This window comes from Polycladomyces subterraneus (genome assembly GCF_030433435.1).
In the GTDB taxonomy this organism is placed as follows: Bacteria; Bacillota; Bacilli; order Thermoactinomycetales; family JIR-001; genus Polycladomyces; species Polycladomyces subterraneus.
This window is the reverse complement of the sequence record NZ_JANRHH010000011.1, coordinates 74766-94891: the sequence shown is the minus strand read 5'-3', so window position 1 is coordinate 94891 and position 20126 is coordinate 74766. Positions and strand designations below refer to the sequence as shown.

Annotated in this window: 18 protein-coding genes; 8 read left to right on the top strand and 10 right to left on the bottom strand. The window is 52.0% G+C overall.

The features are described 5' to 3' along the window. Positions 1 to 207: 207 nt before the first annotated feature. Entirely contained in the window at positions 208 to 1137 is a 930-nt protein-coding gene (locus NWF35_RS01485; RefSeq protein ID WP_301237325.1) for a DUF6612 family protein, read from the top strand. Between the two features lie 117 nt (positions 1138 to 1254). After that, a complete protein-coding gene (locus NWF35_RS01480; RefSeq protein ID WP_301237324.1) occupies positions 1255 to 1641 on the top strand; it encodes a VOC family protein in 387 nt (128 codons plus the stop codon). Between the two features lie 58 nt (positions 1642 to 1699). Here the strand turns inward: NWF35_RS01480 and NWF35_RS01475 are convergent, their stop codons facing one another. After that, entirely contained in the window at positions 1700 to 3331 is a 1632-nt protein-coding gene (locus NWF35_RS01475; RefSeq protein ID WP_301237323.1) for a peptide ABC transporter substrate-binding protein, read from the bottom strand. 450 nt (positions 3332 to 3781) lie between these two features. Here NWF35_RS01475 and NWF35_RS01470 point away from each other — a divergent pair, with 450 nt between their 5' ends. Then, positions 3782 to 4099 (top strand): hypothetical protein, encoded by a 318-nt coding sequence (locus NWF35_RS01470; protein ID WP_301237322.1) that lies wholly within the window; start codon positions 3782 to 3784, stop codon positions 4097 to 4099. A gap of 163 nt (positions 4100 to 4262) precedes the next feature. On the opposite strand, the gene argS is transcribed toward NWF35_RS01470, so the two are convergent. From argS to speE, 4 genes are all read right to left on the bottom strand, one after another. Beyond that, positions 4263 to 5930 (bottom strand): arginine--tRNA ligase, encoded by a 1668-nt coding sequence (gene argS / locus NWF35_RS01465; protein ID WP_301237321.1) that lies wholly within the window; start codon positions 5928 to 5930, stop codon positions 4263 to 4265. Continuing rightward, the gene (locus NWF35_RS01460; protein WP_301237320.1) at positions 5927 to 6355 is read right to left on the bottom strand and encodes a YwiB family protein; all 429 of its coding nucleotides are present in this window, start codon (positions 6353 to 6355) and stop codon (positions 5927 to 5929) included. The genes argS and NWF35_RS01460 overlap by 4 nt, the downstream gene beginning before the upstream one ends. Positions 6356 to 6482: 127 nt before the next feature. Further along, on the bottom strand, positions 6483 to 7355 hold the full coding sequence (gene speB, locus NWF35_RS01455; protein WP_301237319.1) for an agmatinase: 873 nt from the start codon (positions 7353 to 7355) through the stop codon (positions 6483 to 6485). Between the two features lie 12 nt (positions 7356 to 7367). Beyond that, positions 7368 to 8213 (bottom strand): polyamine aminopropyltransferase, encoded by an 846-nt coding sequence (gene speE / locus NWF35_RS01450; RefSeq protein ID WP_301237318.1) that lies wholly within the window; start codon positions 8211 to 8213, stop codon positions 7368 to 7370. Positions 8214 to 8540: 327 nt separating this feature from the next. Here speE and NWF35_RS01445 point away from each other — a divergent pair, with 327 nt between their 5' ends. Continuing rightward, the gene (locus NWF35_RS01445; protein ID WP_301237317.1) at positions 8541 to 10514 is read left to right on the top strand and encodes a transglycosylase domain-containing protein; all 1974 of its coding nucleotides are present in this window, start codon (positions 8541 to 8543) and stop codon (positions 10512 to 10514) included. Between the two features lie 339 nt (positions 10515 to 10853). On the opposite strand, the gene NWF35_RS01440 is transcribed toward NWF35_RS01445, so the two are convergent. The 3 genes from NWF35_RS01440 to NWF35_RS01430 form a co-directional block, all read right to left on the bottom strand. Continuing rightward, a complete protein-coding gene (locus NWF35_RS01440; RefSeq protein WP_301237316.1) occupies positions 10854 to 11084 on the bottom strand; it encodes a hypothetical protein in 231 nt (76 codons plus the stop codon). Between the two features lie 218 nt (positions 11085 to 11302). Further along, positions 11303 to 11803: a YwhD family protein gene (locus NWF35_RS01435; protein WP_301237315.1), complete on the bottom strand. Its 501-nt coding sequence runs from the start codon at positions 11801 to 11803 to the stop codon at positions 11303 to 11305. A 27-nt stretch (positions 11804 to 11830) separates the two neighbouring features. Continuing rightward, entirely contained in the window at positions 11831 to 13627 is a 1797-nt protein-coding gene (locus NWF35_RS01430) for a sensor histidine kinase (protein WP_301237314.1), read from the bottom strand. 338 nt (positions 13628 to 13965) lie between these two features. Here NWF35_RS01430 and NWF35_RS01425 point away from each other — a divergent pair, with 338 nt between their 5' ends. After that, positions 13966 to 15357, top strand: a complete 1392-nt coding sequence (locus NWF35_RS01425) for a PTS transporter subunit EIIC (RefSeq protein WP_301237313.1) — start codon at positions 13966 to 13968, stop codon at positions 15355 to 15357. A gap of 120 nt (positions 15358 to 15477) precedes the next feature. Then, a complete protein-coding gene (murQ, locus tag NWF35_RS01420) occupies positions 15478 to 16404 on the top strand; it encodes an N-acetylmuramic acid 6-phosphate etherase (protein WP_435873798.1) in 927 nt (308 codons plus the stop codon). A 186-nt stretch (positions 16405 to 16590) separates the two neighbouring features. On the opposite strand, the gene NWF35_RS01415 is transcribed toward murQ, so the two are convergent. Both NWF35_RS01415 and NWF35_RS01410 read right to left on the bottom strand, forming a co-directional pair. Then, a complete protein-coding gene (locus NWF35_RS01415; RefSeq protein ID WP_301237311.1) occupies positions 16591 to 17307 on the bottom strand; it encodes a hypothetical protein in 717 nt (238 codons plus the stop codon). Between the two features lie 275 nt (positions 17308 to 17582). Then, positions 17583 to 18347, bottom strand: coding sequence for a YheC/YheD family protein (locus NWF35_RS01410; protein WP_301237310.1), 765 nt, complete (start codon positions 18345 to 18347; stop codon positions 17583 to 17585). A gap of 181 nt (positions 18348 to 18528) precedes the next feature. On the opposite strand from NWF35_RS01410, the gene NWF35_RS01405 reads away from it, so the two are divergent. Continuing rightward, positions 18529 to 19386 carry a peptidase MA family metallohydrolase gene (locus NWF35_RS01405; protein WP_301237309.1) on the top strand — a complete coding sequence of 286 codons (858 nt, stop codon included), beginning with the start codon at positions 18529 to 18531 and terminating at the stop codon, positions 19384 to 19386. A gap of 22 nt (positions 19387 to 19408) precedes the next feature. Then, entirely contained in the window at positions 19409 to 20122 is a 714-nt protein-coding gene (gene yycF, locus NWF35_RS01400) for a response regulator YycF (RefSeq protein WP_301237308.1), read from the top strand. Positions 20123 to 20126 lie beyond the last annotated feature (4 nt).

Below are 20126 nucleotides of genomic sequence, written 5' to 3'. Positions count from 1 at the left end.
CTCTCCTCTTCACCGTGTAAGTAAACAATTCTATAGATAACCAATAGACTGTTACCTATATTTTAATATATCTGATCATTTGATCACCATCCTGTCCGTTCAGTCATCCTTTCAAGAGTGACTTTTCTTTTAATTTTCACTGGTTATAGTTGAGAGAAAAATAGTATCATAGATAAGTAGCATTTATCCATAGAAAGGAGCAAACGGATGTACTCCAAGTGGCGCACACTATTGTCGCTCACACTGGTTGTCGTTCTGCTCACGGGATGCAGCACCATCGTCAACAATCTCACCCAAGTCGCCGCCGTGAAACAGCAACCGAAAAAGCTGACGATAGAAGAAGTGCTGTCCAAAGCGGAACAGCATTTGAATCAAAACGGTGCCCGTTATCAAGTCTCTACCTACTTCAATATGCATTTGAAAGGGCCGAAAGCCTTACATGAGGAAAAGGGAGAGTTCGCCGGCACACTCAAATTTCAGGGCAACACCGACATGAGCAATAATCCTCGGGATTTTTACTCGGAAGGGACACTTTACACCAAAAGTATCGAAGGGTTTAAAGAAGAAAAAGACGAACTGCCCACCAAATTGTATCATGATGGGCAGCGCGTCTATGGCAGTGATGACGGGGATGATTGGCAATCAATGGACGCTTCCAACAACCCGATCCAGGGAGTATTCCCTCATCCCGCTTTTCCGCTTCACAAACTGGATGATTTGTCCGGGCAATTGGCTGCATGGAAAAAAAGCAAAACGATCCAAATGACCGAAACCGATCAGGCCTACGTCATCGAACTGAAATTGGACGAAAATGCGGATATAACTGCACAAGATACATATCTGAGTGACTTGAAGCCGTATATCGACAAAATGAAGGAGGAAATTGGAGAAGACGCAAAAGAGCACCGCTTCAAAAGTTTGACCCAAACAATTACCATCGACAAAAACGCATTCGCACCCAAGGAAATGACGTACGAACTGCAAGCCGTTTTGCCGGTGGAAGCGGACAACGGAGTCCGTGCCAAAGTAAACTTCGTTCACCGGTTTGAAGCCACCTGGAAAGGAAAACACCCCGGAAAAATCCAGGTACCAGAAGACGTGAAAAACCACGCGAAAGAAGTATCCAATATCTGGTGATGAGTGGTACGGTCGTGAGGGCGTGTCTGACTCATGCACAACAACACTGCGGGTGTGCCTTTTCAGCGAACAGGATAAGGCCACCCGGATCAATCGTCATAGAAAAGGGTGATTTCAATGGCGGTACGCAAAATCGAACACGTGGGTATCATGGTGAAGGATCTGGAGAAATCCATTGCATTTTACCGTGAAGTGATCGGGTTGGAACTCGTTTCGACCTTGACACATACGAAAGAATCCTTGAAACTGGCTTTCCTGAGTTTCCCCGGAGCGAAGGAAACTCAGGTGGAACTGATTCAAGGCTACAATGACCGACTGCCGCAAGAGGGAAAAGTCCACCATCTCGCATTTACGGTAGACGATATTCAAAAGGAATGGGACAGACTGAAACAGTTGGACATTTCCTTCATTGATGACGAGATCGTCTCGTTGCCCAACGGCAGCAAATATTTCTTCTTTCATGGGCCGGACGGTGAATGGATCGAATTCTTTGAGCCCGCCTGATCGAATGACCAGACACGCCCTTGCAATGGTTGCTTGTCGGATCGGCCCACTCCTTTCTTCACTTTTTCCCTTCAATAAAAGCTTCCTTCAGCGTCAAATCAGCACCAAATGGGTGTCGGACCATATTTTTCACCCATCTTCGCTGAATGAAAGCTTCTGACTGAAAATCGAGCGGACTGATGGCGGCATCCTCCAATAATTTTTTCTCCGCTTTCAAGTAGAGACCGATCCGCTTCTCTTCATCCGCTGTGCTTGCAGCTTGTTCCAACCATCGATCATATTCCAAAGCGGACCATTTGCCAGGATTACACGGTCCCTCTGAAGAGAAAGCCACCAGTACTCCACCCGGGTCTCGGTAGCTAGCGCGCCATTCGTTGATCGCGATATCAAATTCTCCGCGATCCAACTGCTGGGGATAACGGCGAAGCGGCTTGGGATCGATTTTGACTTCCACCCCCAGGTTGTGGAGAAACTGATTCTGCAAAAACAACGCCACTTGTTTGTCTGTATCCGGCACCGTCATCACCACTTCTTCAGGAAAACTCTTGAGGTTCAGTTCATCCATGCCTTTTTTCAACCACGCTTGGGCTTGCTGGGGATCGAATCGATGGAATTCCGGCCGCTTTTCTACAATTTCTCCGGATCGTTCGTTGATGGGCAAAATGGCGGGGGGAATGACGGAGCCGGCCGGCATTGAACCATCCTTCAGCAGGTCATCGGTTAATGCCTCCCGGTCGATCGCATAGCTGAATGCTTTTCGGATGTAGGGATTACGAAATAGTGTCTTTTGCAAGTTAAACTGGAGGAATTGTACGCTGGCAGTGGGTTGCTCCTTCCAGTCGGAACTCTTTTTGTACAGATCGGCATAGATTTGATCCACCTGGGCCGCATCGGTTTGATATGTATGGTAGAGCTGAATCCCTTCGGCCGTGTCACGGACGACGGCAGTCCTGACCGTCTCCAAAAACACTTCTCCCTTGTCCCAGTACTGCTCGTTCCGGGTGAGTATGATATTTTTTCCCTGCTCCCAGCCGGAAATACGGAATGGGCCGTCATACACTATTTCTGCCGCATTTTTTCCGTAACTTTCTCCCAACCGCTCCACGATGTCCGCCCGTTGTGGCAAATAGGCGGATGTCGTTGTCAGCTCCAAAAAATACGGGATCGGACGGGTCAGCGTAACACGAAGTGTTTGCTCGTCGACCACCCGAATACCCACCTGGTTCCAACCAGTCCGACCGTGGTGGTAATCTTGTGCCCCTTGGATAGGAAAAAACAGATACGCTGACCGAGAGCGGGTTTGGGGTTGTAGTACCCGCTTCCACGCGTAGGCGAAATCCTCGGCTCGCACCGACTCGCCGTCACTCCAACGTGCTTCTCTGAGATGAAATGTGTACACGCGCTTGTCCGAACTCACATCCACCTGCTGGGCGATGGCGGGTTCCGGTTTGTTATCTTTGCCCAGTCGCATCAACCCCTCCATCACATTGTTGAGCAAGTTGACGGAATGCGGATCGATCGCGACGGCACTGTCCAATGTCGCGGGCTCTTCGCTGACAGTCAGATTCAACACCTGTTTTTCCAGATGAATCCGATTCTGCGAGGAAACCTGGGGCAGAAGGCTGTCACAAGCACTCAACACCAAACTGATCGTGATCAACATCGCAGCCATGCACAAGGGCTTCCTCATTTCATTCCTCCCTGGTGTAATCCGTTCTCTTATTTCATTTCCTTAATTTTGCTTCTGTTTTGTACCTGATTTTTCCTTCCGCTTCTTTCGACGAATCCGGTCGAAAACAAAAACAAATTTGGGCAAAATCCCGCTTGTTTTTACATAGGTACCTTTGTTTATCGGTCGATCCATACGCTCTCATCTATAAAGAGGGCTATCTTTGTAAGGGATATTAGAGAGGGTGGAGCGAATGTTCAATAATGACCCCGACACTCATTAAGGCCCGGGATAGGCTATGACGAAAAATTGTAAAGGAGGAAGCATTCTGTGTTGGAGCTGCTGTTCATTCTTACACAACTTCTCATTCTGATCATCCTCTTGATTCATGATTGGGTTCCGCTTGGAAGGCTGAATGATCTGGAGGGATTAAGCAAGTAGGTCTCTTTCCAACAAAACCTGACCATAACGATGGTCAACAGCTTCCCCACACTGATCGCATTGATTTTTTCCATGATCTATTATCATCGACCTTATCCGTTTAGCGTCGGTGTCTATCTCATTTTGTTTTATTTCGTTATGCTCATGGGAGAAATTCGCGCCTGGTGGATTCCCTACTTTTTTGGAACCACTCCGGAACGTGTTAAACGATATGCCGACATGTTTGGGAACACCCATTCCTTTTTACCGGAACGAAACGGCATCATCCCCAATACGCTTCATGTCATTCTTCATGCTTTGACATTCGTCACCCTGATGTTATCCGTCTTCGTTGTGACTGTCCGGTAAATACCTGTTGTACGATGGGTTCCGCTATTGGGGGATTGCTATGCTAGCTTGATTGACACCTACCAACTTCCGTTTGTCGGACAAAGATGAGTTTGTCTATCATCTCCCTACAACAAAAAAACACGGGCGAAACAGTCGTTTCACCCGCGCCTGTCATCCGAATTTACATTTTTTCCGGTGCTTCCACACCCACCAAGGCCAACCCGTTGCGAATCACCTGAGCCACGCCGGCAAACAGCGCCAGCCGTGCCCGCGTCAGCTCCGGGTCGTCGCCGATGACGCGCTCAGCGTTGTAGTAGCTGTGGAACTGGGTGGCCAATTCGTACAGGTAGCGTACCACGCGGTTGGGCGCCAGCTGCTCGGCCGCCGTCACGATTTCTGACGGGAAGTCGGCCAGCTTTTGCAGCAGGTCGAACTCCCGGTCATCCTGCAATCGTTTCAGGGAATCGCGGTCCAGTTCCAACGGGATGCCCCGTTCCTTGGCCTGGCGGAACACGCTGTTGATTCGGGCGTGCGCATACTGCACGTAGTAGACCGGGTTGTCCGTCGACTGGGAAACGGCCAGATCCATGTCGAAGTCCATATGCGTGTCGGGGCTTCGCATGCCGAAGAAGTACCGCGCCGCGTCTACACCGACTTCATCCATCAGTTCGGCCATGGTGACGGCTTTCCCGGTTCGCTTGGACATCTTGACCAACTCGCCGCCTTGGTACAGCTTCACCATCTGGGTGACCACGACGGTCAACTTATCCGGATCGAGCCCAAGCGCTGCCATCGCCGCTTTCATCCGCGGGATATAGCCGTGGTGATCCGCCCCCCAGATGTTGATCACTTTGTCGGCTCGCGCGTATTTGTTGCGGTGATAGGCGATGTCCGGCGTCAAGTAAGTATAGGAGCCGTCCTGTTTGATCAGCACACGGTCCTTGTCGTCGCCAAATGCGGTCGATTTCAGCCACAAGGCGCCGTCTTTTTCATAGGTATATCCTTTCTCTTTCAATTCGGCCAGGGTTTCCTCCACTGCTCCGGATTCGTACAGGGAGGTTTCGCTGAACCAGACATCCATTCGGACGCGGAAACGCTCCAAATCCTCCCGGATGCGGTCCAACAGCCGTTTCAACCCGTATTCGCGGAAAAACGCCAACCGTTCTTCGCGCTCCATTGAGACGTACCGTTCCCCGTCCCGCTCCACCAATTCCTTGGCGATGTCGATAATGTCTTGTCCCCGGTATCCATCTTCGGGGATCTCCGCTTCATGCCCCAAAGCCTGCAGGTAACGGGCTTCCAAAGACAATGCCAACATGCGGATCTGGTTGCCGGCATCGTTGATGTAGTATTCTCGCGTCACCTCATACCCGGCAGCATCCAGGATATTGCACAGGGAATCGCCGACCGCAGCCCCCCGCGCATGTCCCAGGTGCAGGCTCCCCGTCGGATTGGCGCTAACAAACTCCACATTGACGCGTTGTCCCTGCCCCGCGTCGGTACGGCCGTAGGCTTCCTTGGCCTCGTCAATTTCGACAAGCACCTGAGCCAAATAGGAGCGATTGATGAAAAAGTTGATGAAACCGGGTCCGGCCACTTGGATGTCGCGAATATGCGCTTTTTCCCGGTTGATGTGGTTGACGATTTGCGCTGCGATCTCGCGTGGGTTTTTCTTGGCCACCCGCGCCAATTGCATGGCGATGTTGGTTGCCAAATCCCCATGTGAACGGTCGCGCGGCACTTCCAGCATCACTTCAGGAATCTGTTCGGCCTGCGCGATACCCGCACCGATCACTGCTTGGCGAATCTCCTCTTTCAGCGTTTCCTTCATGCGTTGAAAGACATTCATGGTCGCTCCGTACCCTCCGTCCACTCAATCTGGAGTTGATATTGTCCCATCTCTTCCTCTCCCATATGCAACCGGAAAGAGAAGAAAATCACCCCGCCGTTTTCTCGCCTGTCACGCCGATAATCCAGCGTCCTCACTCGCATTTCGCTTTCCCCAGCCGGAGTGTGGATGAGGCTGCCCGTCTCGTGTCCGGGGCGATAGGTTTGACGGTAAGCGATGGCTCCTTGGCGAATGACGGTTACTTCGTTTTCTCCCGCCTTCACCACAGTACGAACTTCCTCCGCGGTCCCCTTGTTTTCCCAGTATCGCAATACCCACTGCCCGTCTCGATCCTCAAATTCTCCCACTTCGTTCTGCTCAATCGCGTCATCCCATTCGTTTTTCGACTGAATGGCGGATCGAATGTGCAAGTGAACAGGGATCACGGCTTACGCCCCTTTCCCGATTGTTTGTATCTTACCACTAGAAATGGGAAATGCCAAACGGGTCCAAACCATATGGAACAAAGCTTCCTCCGTTGGGAAGGAAGCTTGGACGTTCGAGAAATGTGGATTATTTGACAAAACCGATCAACATCTCGCGCAACACTTTGGCCGCTGCCACTGGTGTCTGCTCCGTCGGATCGTAAGCAGGCGCCACCTCGACAATATCCGCTCCGACGACGCGCACATCCGATCGAGCGATCAAGTGGATGGCTTCCAACAATTCGCGCGAGGTGATCCCGCCCGGCTCCGGCGTGCCCGTTCCCGGCGCAAATGCGGGATCCAATACGTCGATGTCCACGGTGACGTACACCGGGCGCCCTTTCAATCCGGGCAGTTCGTTTCGGAGCGGTTCCACCACGTCAAACGGATGAAAGTGAATACCGGATCGCTCCGCATACTCGAACTCTTCCTTGGTTCCGGATCGAATCCCAAACTGATACACATTTTGTGGCCCGATCAACTCGGCGATTTTGCGCAGGGGCGTGGCATGCGACAACGCTTCCCCCTCATAGTCGGTCCGCAAATCCGCATGGGCATCCAAGTGAATCACGGCCAAATCGGGGTAATGCCGGTATACCTCCCGCACCACAGGCCAAGTGACGAGATGTTCCCCGCCCAGCCCAAACGGAATTTTGCCGTGGGAGAGCACCTCATCCACAAACGCGCCGATCTTTGCGACACTTTTCTCCGGATTGCCGAATGGCAACGGGATGTCCCCCGCATCGTAATACTTCACTTCCGCCATCTCGTGACGAAGATACGGACTGTACTCCTCCAGCACCAATGACACTTCGCGCACCCGCGCCGGGCCGAACCGGGAACCCGGACGGAAGCTGACAGTCCAATCCATTGGCATACCATAGATAACGGCCTGTGCAGCATCCCAATCCTGTGTCGCACCGATGAACACATTGCCCGAGTAGGCTTCGTCAAACCGCATACCGATTCACCCTCACTTTTCGATCAATTCTTGGACAAATTGCGGCAGTTGGAAAAGGGCTTTGTGCATCTCCGGGCGATAATAACGGGTTTCGAGGCGCGGCAGCTTGCTTTCGTCGATCTCTACCGGATCGAACTTTTTCGAACCGATGGTGAAACTCCACAATCCGCTCGGGTAGGTGGGGATGCTGGCCGTATACAGCCGCGTGATCGGGAAAATGTCCGAGATGTCGCGGAACACTTGGCGGATCAAATCGCGGTTGAACCACGGGGATTCCGTCTGGGCCACCATGATGCCGTCTTCACGCAACGCATCATAAATCCCCTGATAAAACGGTTTTTGGAACAACCCTACCGCCGGACCGATCGGTTCGGTGGAATCCACCAAAATAACGTCGTACACGTTACGATGCTCCCGGATGTGCTGGATGCCGTCTTCCACGCGGACCTGCACACGCGGATCGTCCAGACGGCCAGCGATTTCCGGGAAGAATTGCTTGGACACCTCGATCACGCGCCCGTCGATCTCCACCAATGTGGCCGTCTCTACTGTCGAGTGCTTCAGAATTTCGCGGATCGCACCACCATCACCACCACCCACTACCAATACGTTTTTGGGTTCCGGATGGGTGTTCATGGCGACATGGGTAATCATCTCATGATAGACAAACTCATCTTTGTCCGTCGTCATTACCATACCGTCAAGCACCAGCATGTTGCCAAACTGACGCGTTTCCATCACATCGATCGACTGATACTCGGATTTTTCGTGATGCAACGTCCGGTTGATCCGGGTGGTAATCCCGTGATTGGGTGTTTGTTTCTCGGTATACCAGAGTTCCGTTTCAAATTGATCCATGGTCGTCCCCTTCCATCTGAATCGTACTGTAACTGATTTCGTGCCGTTCTGTCTCACAAAGGTCCATCATAAGAATAATCGAAGTGAGGCAAGCACACAACGATTTTCCTGACTACTTCTCATTAATCCTTTCAGGTGTTTTCTTCCCAAACCTCATCCTCCCAGAGCACATACGAATAACTGATCACACCCTGACCCTCAGGTATATTCTTCCTGATCCATTCCCATACTGATACGGACAATTCTTCTATTCTTTTTATTTTAAAAAGAGAAGGTGCATGGGGCTGATCCGCGTCCCATGACCAACAATCTTGGCGGTGGATGGGAATGCTGTTACGCGTCTTTCGCTGGTTCGGCCTGCTTCTCATAACAGGATCGGCACTTTTGCTGTTTACCATACTGTACCTCAAATCCAAACCGCTCCCGCCACCGGAAATTCCGATGACGACCAAAATCGTCGACGAAAACGGCCGGGTGATCGATCAGCTGGATGACGGGGAACATCGGGATCCCATACGGTTGTCCCACATCCCGCGCTCTTTGGTGGCGGCCACACTGGCGGCGGAGGATCAATCGTTTTACCATCATTGGGGTTTCTCACTCAAAGGGATCGCCCGTGCCGCCTGGATCAATCTGAAGGAACACCGGCTGGCACAGGGGGCCAGCACCATCACACAACAGCTGGCCCGCAATCTGTATCTGACCCAGGACCGGACATGGTCGCGCAAACTGAAGGAGGCCGCCTTGACCGCCCAGTTGGAACTGCATTATTCCAAAAATGAGATTCTGGAGATGTATCTCAACAAAATTTATTATGGCCATGGTGCTTACGGCATCCAGCGAGCGGCGAAAATTTATTTCGGCAAACCGGTGGAGCAATTGACGTTGGCGGAAAGTGCAATGTTGGCGGGGATTCCCCGCGGCCCAGCCTATTACTCCCCGTTTGAACATCCCGAACGCGCCAAACGGCGACAACGGGCAATTCTAGACACCATGGAAAAAAGAGGATTTGTTCAGCGGGCGGAGGCGGAAGAAGCCAAACGGGAACCGATCGTCCTGGCTGGCAACCCCCCTTCTGAAAATGCCGCATCGGCTCCATATTTCCGCGATTATATAGTCAAAACGGCCATCACACAGTTGGGGTTGGACGAAGAACTGGTGCGTCACGGCGGACTGACCATCACCACGACGCTCAATCTGAAGATGCAAAAAGCGGCAGAGCAAGCAGTTAAACAATTTGTGGGCAACAAAAAAGGTCTTCAAGCGGCTTTGATCTCCATCGAGCCGAAAACGGGGTACATCCGTGCGATGGTCGGGGGAAAAAGCTACCGTGAATCCCAGTACAACCGCGTGTTTGCCAAACGGCAACCCGGTTCGTCGTTCAAGCCAATCCTGTATCTGGCGGCACTTCAAAACGGATACACGCCGCTGACGCGAATCGAGAGCCGTCCGACCACTTTCACCTACCAGGGAAAAACGTATGCACCGCAAAATTTTGGCGGTTCCTATGCCAACCGGCCCATCACATTGCGGGAAGCGATTGCCCGCTCAGACAACATCTATGCGGTCACCACCCATTTCCGCATCGGTCTGGATCAATTGGTGCAAACCGCTCACCGCCTGGGTGTGCGCACTCCGCTCAGACCCGTTCCTTCCCTTGCGTTGGGTACCTACGCCGTTTCCCCGTTTGAGATGGGACAGGTGTACGCCACGCTGGCCAACGGCGGCATGCGCAACCCGCCTACCGGCATCCTGAAGATTGTGGATGCCAACGGTCAGGTGTTATATCAGCATCAACCCCGGTCGTCGCAAGCGGTTCCGGCGGCACCAACCTTTGTGCTGACGCATCTATTGGAGAGCGTGTTCGATTCCGGTGGTACTGCCCACCGCGTGAAACAAATGTTGTCCCGCCCGATGGCCGGTAAAACGGGCAGCACCGATTGGGACGGATGGCTATCCGGTTACACCCCCGAGTTGGCCACCACGGTATGGGTGGGATATGACCGGCAACGTCCGTTACCCCACCGCGATGGACGCCTGTCTCAATACATCTGGGGCACCTATATGCACGATGTACTGAAAAACCGGCCACTCGTCCTGTTCCGCCCACCGGACGGCGTCAAAGGCGTCTACATCGACCCGGAAACAGGCGGATTAGCGACGGATAACTGTCCGCATCGTGTATTTGAGTATTTTGTGGCCGGGACGGAACCGAAAGAACCTTGTCCTGTCCATCCTTCGACATCGTCGGAAGAACAGTCCCCATCCATTTTGGATCGGATTTTGCAGTGGTTTCAATAATCAGGGAACACAAAACCCCCGCTTAAACAAGCGGGGGTGAGACTGCTGACAAAATAGTTGAGGACGTGTCTGTCCATTCATCAGGCGGCTATGTTTCCCCGGCGAGCAACTTTACCAAGCCCAAACCGAGCTTCGATTCGGAAAGGTGCAGGAATAGCATCGCGGGCGATTTCCATTCGAGCGAAGGGTACTTTGCCCGCGTCCTGCGCCCCGGTTGAATCGGCCATGACCAGCTTCCTTGCATGGCGCAGGTGGAGCGAGCACGGGAAAATCACGCACGCGATATGGATCATTTACCTACTGAAGCTCCGAGCGAACTGGGGCGTGTTTGGTCTTCACTCAGCACTCGTCGCTTCCGCCGATCTGTCCTTCACCGTCAGTCCAGACGCCGTCGTTGTACAACGAGATCAAACCGGCCTGATTCAGTTCCTGCAATACCTCAAACAGACTGTCCCGTTTCCCGGCTGGCAATTGCCGTACAAAACGGTTGATCTCTTCGGTCGAAGCGTGTGTAGCGAAGTGTACACCGCCGTGACGTGCGAAATGATCGTTGTCATGAGTGTGGGTCATGGGGTTCGTCCTCCTCCTTTTCCCCTATGATGCGCATTGACGGCAGGGAATATCAGGGGAAAGGATAGGGATGGGTGAAAACGCTTAACAAAACCGAAACAGCGGGGTATTCCCCGCTGTTTCGGCGTCCTAGCAACTTTGGTTCCGTTACCTTATTTATTAGTGTATCCTTGCAAAAAAGGCGCGGCAATAAGCCCCGCTCAATGTTCACACAGCGTTCAATTTTCCGTGGTGGCCAACGCCTGTTTCAGTTCGTCACCGGAATTGTTCCACATCTCTTCATTATGGCTGATCAGCAAATCGCGCAGCGCTTTTTTCTCCACATCATTTAGCCCAGCCAGTTTGATCCGCCGCTTCAGGGCATCATCCATCCGGTTGACGTGCTCAGGGAGAATCTTCCATCCAATCCGCGCTTCCCGGTCGATTACCATCGAGCACGCGGTCACACCGGCATAATGCGGTCCCTTTTCATTTCGATCCACCGCTACCCAAACGACCCAGTACTTTTTGCCGTTGGGCACCTGTTCAAGATCCGTCGCCCATTTGATTCCCCGCTCCACTGCGCTTTTGGCATGGATCAGACCCAAATCGATTTTGGCTTGATCCCCGTCAATCAGAACAGAAGAGAGATTGCTCAAATTGAGCGTACCCGTAGCATATCCACCGTGAGTGGTGGAATCGTTTCGAATGATATTGAAACCGGACTTGTTTTTTTTCATCCCACTTCGCCCCCTGTCGATCCTATTTTAGCGCAGGAGTTTGGAGGGATGCAAAGCAAGTCGTCTCCGCGAGAGAGGAAACGGGGATTCCTCCAAGTGTTCGGCTTCGCTTCTTGTCCCCTGTTGGGAAGTACCGGAACTATCCTGATTGTCAGTGGACGACCTCTGTTTCTCTGTGGAAACCTGACAGATGGGCAGGTGGACGTTGAAGGTGGTCCCCCTGCCCGGCTGACTGGTCACGTGGATTTGCCCACCATGATCGGAAATGATACGGTGGCAAATGGACAGCCCCATGCCGGTACCGTCCTTCTTGGTGGTAAAGAACGGATCGAAAATACGTGACATGTGTTCCGGCTTGATACCGCTGCCGTTATCCTCCACCCGAATGAGGATGCGATCCCGCATTTCCTTCCACCGAACGGTGACCTTTCCACCGTCCCCCAAGGATTCCAATCCGTTTTGGATCAGGTTGATCAACACTTGTTTCAATTGCTCGGCATCTGCCTCGATCACAACCGGAGTAACGGGGGGTTGAACGATCAACTGATGTCCCATCAACATCGTTTTGGGTTGAAGCAGGCGGAGTACGTCCTCCATCAGCTGATCCAGATTGAACACTGTGAACCGGGCGGGTCGCGATTCGCTCAAATGGAGAAATTGTTTCAGCAAATCATTGATCCTATCGATCTCCGGTAATATGATGGATTCCCATTTTTTTACCTGTTCCGATTCCCTGGCGGAAATTTGGATAAACCCGCGGATCGATGTCAGCGGGTTGCGAATCTCGTGCGCCAGTCCCGCTGCCAGTTGACCCAGTGCGGACAGTTTCTCCAGATGGCGGTGGCGTTCCTCCTCCTGATGCCGTAGTCGCCGCTGCTCAATGGAAAGACGATACTCGGCGATGCGGATCAACTCCGAAGCATTGGTCGCTTCCTGCGGATACGAAGCCGTTCCCAGACAAAAGTTGAGCAATGTGCTCTCCGCCCGCAACCCACTGATCACCTCTTCGATCGTCTCCAGGCTTTGGCGCAACACCTGTTCATCCCCCATCACTCCCACCGCGAACTGATCCCCGTCGTAGCGGGCCACCTGTGCATAGGGAGGAAGTTTTCGCTTCAGTTGCCGGGCTAACATGACCAGCATCTGATCGCCTGCATCGATGCCCTGCTTCATGTTCACCTGTTGAAAATCCACCAAATCCACACAGATGACATGATAAGACTGCCCCGCTCCACACCGGGCCAAACTGCGGGTCACCTGTTCCTGAAACCCGCTGAAGTTGTACAATCCTGTCAAATAATCACGACGCGACGTCTCTTCCAGCTCCAGAATGTATTCATGCAGACGCCGATTCGCTTCCTCCACTTTGACCAACAAACGTCGGTTCTCTTGTTTGACCTGCGAGGCCTCCCAACGGGCTTTTTGCAGCATCGAGCTCATCCATCCGATTATACCGAAAGCCAGAGCCTGATAGATCAATAACCACCACGGTTGCGACCGCCATCCGTTCAACCCAGAAATCATCAAATAGGAAAGGAGAAACGATAAGGTCGTCCATCCCATCTTCTCACCGGACAGTCGTACGGAGACAATCCCCTGGCACAACAAATACAGCCATATGTTGTTCCCATCTCCCGTCAACGCATCCAGCGCCACCAAACAGGCAGTCACCACCATGATATAAGCGGGGGTTGGGCATCGCTCGATCCACTGCTGCTTCATGAACAACAAAACGATCAGAACGACAGAGACCAACAGAATCCCCGCAATAGAACCAAACGTCTGAAAAGGCTCCGCAGTCGGTTCTCCGATCCAAAAGAACATTCTTTGCCCCACCGCGTGCAGCAATTCCATACTACCACCTCGAGGTTGGTGCGTGTCCGGTTCTTTTTCGCATTCTGATTGACAAGATCAGATAGAAGCTTCTCTTTTTAGACATTTATGTTTCCCTTCATTTCCCCCATTTCCTTCCCGATTTCTCTCATTCGACAAAAGATCTCAACAATCGACACTTCTTTTCGTCGAAACGAATTTCGCCTGCGAACATGAAGGAAATATTGTAAATTGGATGAATGTAATGAAAGGGGTGTCTTTTCTGCGAGCATGTTTTTGCTGCTCGGCCAGTACAATGTAGCAAAAACGACAGAAAGGGGATCGACGAAATGGTATCCAAGGAACAGGCGTTGGCCCAAGCGATTTTGGAACACTTGGGTGGTGCCGACAATGTTTCGTCGCTCAGCCACTGCATGACCCGTTTGCGTGTTACGCCTAAAGAAACGGAATCGGTACGTCTGGAAGAGATTCGTTCACTGGAGGGCGTGCTGGGGGTTGTCACATCGACCGATCAACTTCAGATCATTCTAGGGCCCGGAACCGTCACCAAAGTAGCGGCGCAACTGTCCGAAATGACTGGCATCCCATCGGGGGAGGTACGCGATTTCCGAGCTGCTCTCCAAGATCAAAATCGTACATCATTCAAACTTTTTCTCCGCCGGCTGGCCAACATTTTCGTTCCTTTGATCCCAGCCATCGTTGCCGGTGGGATGATCATGGGACTGAACAATGTGATGATCTACAGTCTACATCTGGACGAGAAAAGTGCTCTGGTTACAATGCTGAACGCGATCAGCAAAGTGATTTTCGCGTATCTTGCCGTCTTCGTCGGGATCAACACTGCACGCGAATTTGGGGGCACACCGGCCTTGGGCGGTGTCGCGGGTGGTCTTATCATTTTGCAGGATATCGAGAAAATCCCCCCTTTGTTCGGAGAGCCTCTCGTTCCCGGTCGCGGCGGGTTGATTGGCGCTTTGCTCGCCGCCTGGTTCATCAGTGTATTGGAAAAGCGTATCCGACGCTGGGTCCCATCCTCCGTCGATATCATCGTCACACCGACGCTGGCATTGCTGGTGACGGGGGTAGCCACGTATTGGTTCCTGCAACCACTGGGAGGCCGGATCTCCGATGGGATCACACTGGGATTGACCTCCTTGCTCCATCACGGCGGAATCGTGGCCGGAGCTGTGTTGGCGGGTACGTTCCTCCCGCTGGTGATGACCGGGTTGCATCAAGGATTGACGCCGATTCATATGGAGTTGTTGAACAAAACCGGACTGGACCCGCTGTTGCCGATCCTGGCCATGGCCGGAGCGGGACAAGTGGGTGCCGCTTTCGCCATCTATCTGAAAACGAAAAATCGTACGCTGAAAAACGTCATCAAAGGCGGATTGCCCGTGGGTATCCTCGGGATCGGGGAACCGCTCATCTTTGGGGTCACCCTGCCATTGGGACGCCCGTTTGTAACCGCTTGCATCGGTGCGGCCGTCGGCGGAGCGTTTCAAGCGGTGATGGGCGTGTCCTCTGTCGCGATCGGGGTATCGGGATTGCCTTTGGCCTTGTTGATCCAGCACGGTCAAATCGCCTCCTATCTGATAGGGATCATCATCTCTTACGTAGCGGGGTTTGCCATCACCTATCTCTTCGGTTACAAGGAAGAGATGGACCAACATTATCAGTCTGCCACCACCACATCAGGCCGAACGACATTGACGACCTGACGGCAATCAGTCGTTCTTCTGTATGGGTACAAACTCAAGGTTGCTCGCGGGGAAAATGGTAACCCTCTCGGTGCACTGTGAAGATGGCCGTGCTTCGCGTCAACAGGGTAAGGAGGAACGATGATGGAACCGGATTTGTCCAGACTGATTACCGAACAGATCAACGAGCGTACTCGGGATTTGGATCAAATGTCTGCCCTCGAAATCGTGCGTGTGATGAATGAAGAAGACCGGCGCGTTCCACTCGCTGTAGGGGAGGTCCTCCCTCAGGTGGCGCAAGCGGTGGAAGCGATGGTAGATACATTGAAACAAGGAGGACACATTTTTTACATCGGTGCGGGCACCAGCGGTCGGTTGGGCGTGTTGGACGCATCCGAATGCCCGCCCACCTTCAGTGCGGACCCTTCATGGTTTCAAGGGATCATCGCGGGCGGCGACACCGCTTTGCGCCATGCAGTGGAGGGCGCCGAAGATGATCCCCTGCAAGCGGCGACGGATTTAGAAGAACACGGGTTTTGCTCTCGGGATTTGCTTGTCGGATTGGCCACCAGTGGCAGAACACCGTATGTGATCGGTGCTGTAAAGTATGCCAAGCAGACGGGCGCGCGGACGGTGGCTATCACTTGCAACCCGGGATCAGTGTTGGGGAAATTGGCGGACATTCCGATCGAGGTCAATGTGGGTCCGGAAGTGTTGGTCGGATCCACTCGTTTGAAATCCGGAACTGCACAAAAAATGATTCTCAACATGCTGAGTACAGCGACGATGGTGCGAATGGGGAAAGTGTATCAAAACCTGATGGTGGACCTTCAGCCCTCCAATCAAAAGCTGGAGGACCGGGCACGTCGCATCATTCGACAAATCACAGGGGTTACACCCGAGGAAGCAGAGGCTGCATGGCTCCGATGTGACAAGGAAGTGAAGACGGCGATCATATCGCTGCTGACGGACCAAACACCAGAGCGCGCACGGCAATTGTTGCGCCAAGCGGAAGGACAGGTGCGGAAAGCATTGCAGCTTGCGAAAAAACATCTCAGTGATCAGTAGGACTGCGTTGGATGTGCCTGATCATCTCGGGACATGTTTTTCAGAACCGAAAAAGCGCAGGACGCGGGCAAAGGAAAATTGCCCGCGTCCTGCGCCCCCGTACAATCAACCTTACGCTTCTTCCATATTTTTTCAAGCAAAAAACCCAGTTCCCGATGGAGCTGGGCAGGATGGTCGATAATATGACTAACCCAATCGATTCACCAAACGATGAAATTCTTGCTCCGCCTGATCCCGTTCCATCTGGGTTTCCTCTCTATCTCTCCGATTGCGTGAGGTCAGCGTGTTATAAATCTCATCCCAGGAATCATAGGGATCTTCCATTTCCGGCCGATCTTTTTTCAGGGATTGGAGCGGCATGTTATGGATATATCCGCCGGGCGCCGGTGAAACGGCATGATACGTACGCGGATACGCAGAGACGTTTCCCGGTTTGGAAGAGGTGTTCGCCTTTGGTACAACCATATCGCCATGGGCATGCATCGTTGGATATATCCCTTGTTCCCTGTGATTTCCCTGCAGGGTCGACGATGCAGAAGGGTGGGCTACCGGATGAAACGTGTCTGATTCAACCAAGGTATGTAGGATGGTTTGTTTCAAAATGTTCTTAATTTCTTCGCTGCGATAACCGCTCATCAACTGATCCACCCATTCGTACACCGGACCGTCTTCCTCTGTAAACGTGACATTGCGCTGTGTCGGCGGCAAATCCTTTCGTCCCAAAATTTGCTCTTTTAACAATTCACGATCACACACCGTCGCCAGCGGAAAGTACGTACCGCGCAAGAAAGTTTGGATGCAGTACTTCACCAAGATCGGGAACTGACCACGCGGGAGAATTTCATACCAATACCGAATGAGCCGGTCCTTCTTACCAATATAAACTCCTACCGTAATCGCCATTGTCCCGGCACCTCCGCTCGAAAATTATAAGCGTATGCTAACTGATTTTCCGACGGTCGTTTTTTTCATCCTGTTAAACCTTCTATTACCATTGAGTTTAACAGTCGCATTGGTATATGGCAACAGGAGGATTTGTCGAAAAAAGGGGAAAAGGAAAAAAAGACCTTTCTTTTATTTTTGGTTTAGGGATAAAATATTCCTCTGCAAAGAAAAACAGGGCGATGATCGCCCTATTTTACTGTATAGAGTATTCTTTAGGTCACCACCGATTTCCTTCACACGATCTTGCGATGAAACTGCATGATTTTACGGTACATACTCCGATCCCCAATTTTCTTGAACATCCGGAATTGCGGACGCGTATTCACCTCAAAGATCCAGAATCGTCCGTTTCGATCCAATCCCACGTCGATTCCCAACTCCCGCAATCCGGTAAATTGGACATGCAAAGCGTCAGCCGTTTTGATTCCAAGCCAAACCAACACTTTTACCCAACGCTTTACGGTTTTCGGTTCACCACCCGCCGCCGTCAACAGTGCCTTGGCGGCATCCACAGGCTTCCCGCCTTTGCAATGGTTGGTGACAATGCGGCCAGGTGCGGCTGATTTGGCAACAATCCCAGTCAGTTTCCAATCCTTGTTGGGTCGCTGCAACAGCAGGCGTAAGTCGAATGGCCGATCATCAATTGTCGCCAGCTCGATCCCCTGTTGGACCAAATAACGTTTTCCCGCGAAGAAACAGGATCGCAACTGGTCATCCAATTGACTCCAGGTAGTGGTTTTGGTATGTGTGCGAAAGCGGACTTCATACTTGTCATTCTCCTGTTTCCGCACACGCAGGATCCCGCCACCGCCCCCACCCTTGTCCGGCTTAATATAGACGATCGGATATCGTTTTAACATCAGCTTCAATGCATCCGTCGAATATCTCCGTGTTTCCGGCAAAAACGGGCGAAGTGATTCCGTCTTTTCCAACACGCGCGTTTTTAGGAGTTTGCTCGCAATTTGTTGATAATGACGAATCTGTCTTTTTCGTTCCATGTCAAGTCCTCCTCTGCCACCCAATATATTCACCCCTATCTGCCCAGCACATCGTTCATTCGCCCAAATTTCCCATCAACTCACTAACCTTCTATCAACAAAAATGTGTTAAACTGGTAGAAATCAAACGGGTGTTACTCTGCCGAGTCCCCCATTGTTTCAAGGAAAGGAATGTGCGAAAATGAAAACAACCGCACGATGGATTCGTTTCCTTCTTTGGGTGGCGGTTTTCTTATTTTTCAGCAGACAGAGCATCTCATGGGCACAACCCGTCATATATGAGGGAAACCAACTGCTGGATGAGTTTCGTTTTCATCAGTGGGCTACTATCCGCAAACCGTCTATTATATTGACCTATCCGCCTAAGTTGGCTGAACAGGCGACCGTCATTGCCGACGAAGCAGAGAAGACAGTACATGATTTTCAAACATCCTGGGGATGGCAAATCGAACAGCCGGTTCACATCTATTTGTTTCCGGATAGAGCATCATTACGGGAACGGTTCGGATGGGAACCGGGGGTCTCTGCATCCGGCGTCTACTATGCAGGCGCCATCTATCTGCTCAATCCCGACTGCTGGATGAACCAAACGGCTTCTCTCAAGGAAAACCCGTGGAAGTGGCGGCAGATTTTCCACTTCCAGGGTCCGTTGTACCATGAGTTCGCCCATTTGTACTTGGACCAGTTAACGAGGGGCAATTACCCCAGATGGTACACCGAAGCGTTCGCCCAGTGGGTGGAATACCGGGCACTCGGTTATGAGTGGAAAACGAAAGCCAACGATTTGCGTACTCATCAGTCGTATTCTTATCGTAATTTGGACCGGTTGTTTGATCGGCTGCCCAATCAGGCATTGGCTTACCGAGAAAGCTTTTTGTTTTTCCGATATATGGTGCAAACGAAAGGATTCAAGCGGATCGACCACTTTCACCGCATGTTGGCCGAGGGCATCCCTTTTGCTGATGCATGGCGGCAATGTTTCGGCCGACCGGTCGAGCAATCATTTGATCAGTGGTTGAATCAAACATTAAGCGGATAAGGACGATCGGGAGGTTTTGCGTTTGTGTGCGAAAATCTTAGTCGTGGAAGATGAACGTCCCATCGCCGACATTTTGCAGTTTAATCTGAGCAAAGAAGGATACGAAGTCGAATGCGTATACGACGGGGACAGCGCACTGAAGCGGGTGTTTGCCTCCCCTCCGGACCTGATGTTGCTTGATTTGATGCTTCCTGGAACAGACGGGATCGAAGTGTGCCGTCAGGTTCGGCAAAAATACCAGTTTCCGATCATTATGCTGACTGCCAAGGATTCGGAAGTGGACAAAGTGCTGGGTTTGGAAATCGGCGCAGACGACTATGTAACCAAACCGTTTAGCAACCGGGAACTGCTGGCCCGGATCAAAGCCAATTTGCGCAGATTTCAGCAAAACAAGGCCGAGCAGAAGCAGGATGATGAGGATTCCCGTATACGGATCGGGGACTTGACGATCGATCCCGTTAGTTACTCGGTGACCAAGCATGCCAAGCCGATCGACCTGACGCATCGGGAATTCGAGCTGCTTCTGTATATGGCCAAACATGTCAACCAGGTGCTCACTCGCGAACACCTGCTGCAATCGGTGTGGGGTTACGACTATTTTGGCGACGTGCGCACCGTGGACGTCACCATCCGTCGGCTGAGGGAAAAGGTGGAGGATGATCCCAGCCAGCCGAAATACATCATCACGCGTCGGGGCATCGGATACACGATGCGTGATCCCTCCGTGGAGCGGTGAGGCT

Excerpts from the sequence above, each read along its gene's own strand:
- NWF35_RS01485 (WP_301237325.1), top strand. The coding sequence starts at position 208 with ATGTACTCCAAGTGGCGCACACTATTGTCGCTCACACTGGTTGTCGTT.
- NWF35_RS01480 (WP_301237324.1), top strand. The coding sequence starts at position 1,255 with ATGGCGGTACGCAAAATCGAACACGTGGGTATCATGGTGAAGGATCTG.
- NWF35_RS01475 (WP_301237323.1), bottom strand. The coding sequence starts at position 3,331 with ATGAGGAAGCCCTTGTGCATGGCTGCGATGTTGATCACGATCAGTTTG.
- NWF35_RS01470 (WP_301237322.1), top strand. The coding sequence starts at position 3,782 with ATGGTCAACAGCTTCCCCACACTGATCGCATTGATTTTTTCCATGATC.
- argS (WP_301237321.1), bottom strand. The coding sequence starts at position 5,930 with ATGAATGTCTTTCAACGCATGAAGGAAACGCTGAAAGAGGAGATTCGC.
- speB (WP_301237319.1), bottom strand. The coding sequence starts at position 7,355 with ATGCGGTTTGACGAAGCCTACTCGGGCAATGTGTTCATCGGTGCGACA.
- speE (WP_301237318.1), bottom strand. The coding sequence starts at position 8,213 with ATGGATCAATTTGAAACGGAACTCTGGTATACCGAGAAACAAACACCC.
- NWF35_RS01445 (WP_301237317.1), top strand. The coding sequence starts at position 8,541 with ATGCTGTTACGCGTCTTTCGCTGGTTCGGCCTGCTTCTCATAACAGGA.
- NWF35_RS01440 (WP_301237316.1), bottom strand. The coding sequence starts at position 11,084 with ATGACCCACACTCATGACAACGATCATTTCGCACGTCACGGCGGTGTA.
- NWF35_RS01435 (WP_301237315.1), bottom strand. The coding sequence starts at position 11,803 with ATGAAAAAAAACAAGTCCGGTTTCAATATCATTCGAAACGATTCCACC.
- NWF35_RS01430 (WP_301237314.1), bottom strand. The coding sequence starts at position 13,627 with ATGTTCTTTTGGATCGGAGAACCGACTGCGGAGCCTTTTCAGACGTTT.
- NWF35_RS01425 (WP_301237313.1), top strand. The coding sequence starts at position 13,966 with ATGGTATCCAAGGAACAGGCGTTGGCCCAAGCGATTTTGGAACACTTG.
- murQ (WP_435873798.1), top strand. The coding sequence starts at position 15,478 with ATGATGGAACCGGATTTGTCCAGACTGATTACCGAACAGATCAACGAG.
- NWF35_RS01415 (WP_301237311.1), bottom strand. The coding sequence starts at position 17,307 with ATGGCGATTACGGTAGGAGTTTATATTGGTAAGAAGGACCGGCTCATT.
- NWF35_RS01410 (WP_301237310.1), bottom strand. The coding sequence starts at position 18,347 with ATGGAACGAAAAAGACAGATTCGTCATTATCAACAAATTGCGAGCAAA.
- NWF35_RS01405 (WP_301237309.1), top strand. The coding sequence starts at position 18,529 with ATGAAAACAACCGCACGATGGATTCGTTTCCTTCTTTGGGTGGCGGTT.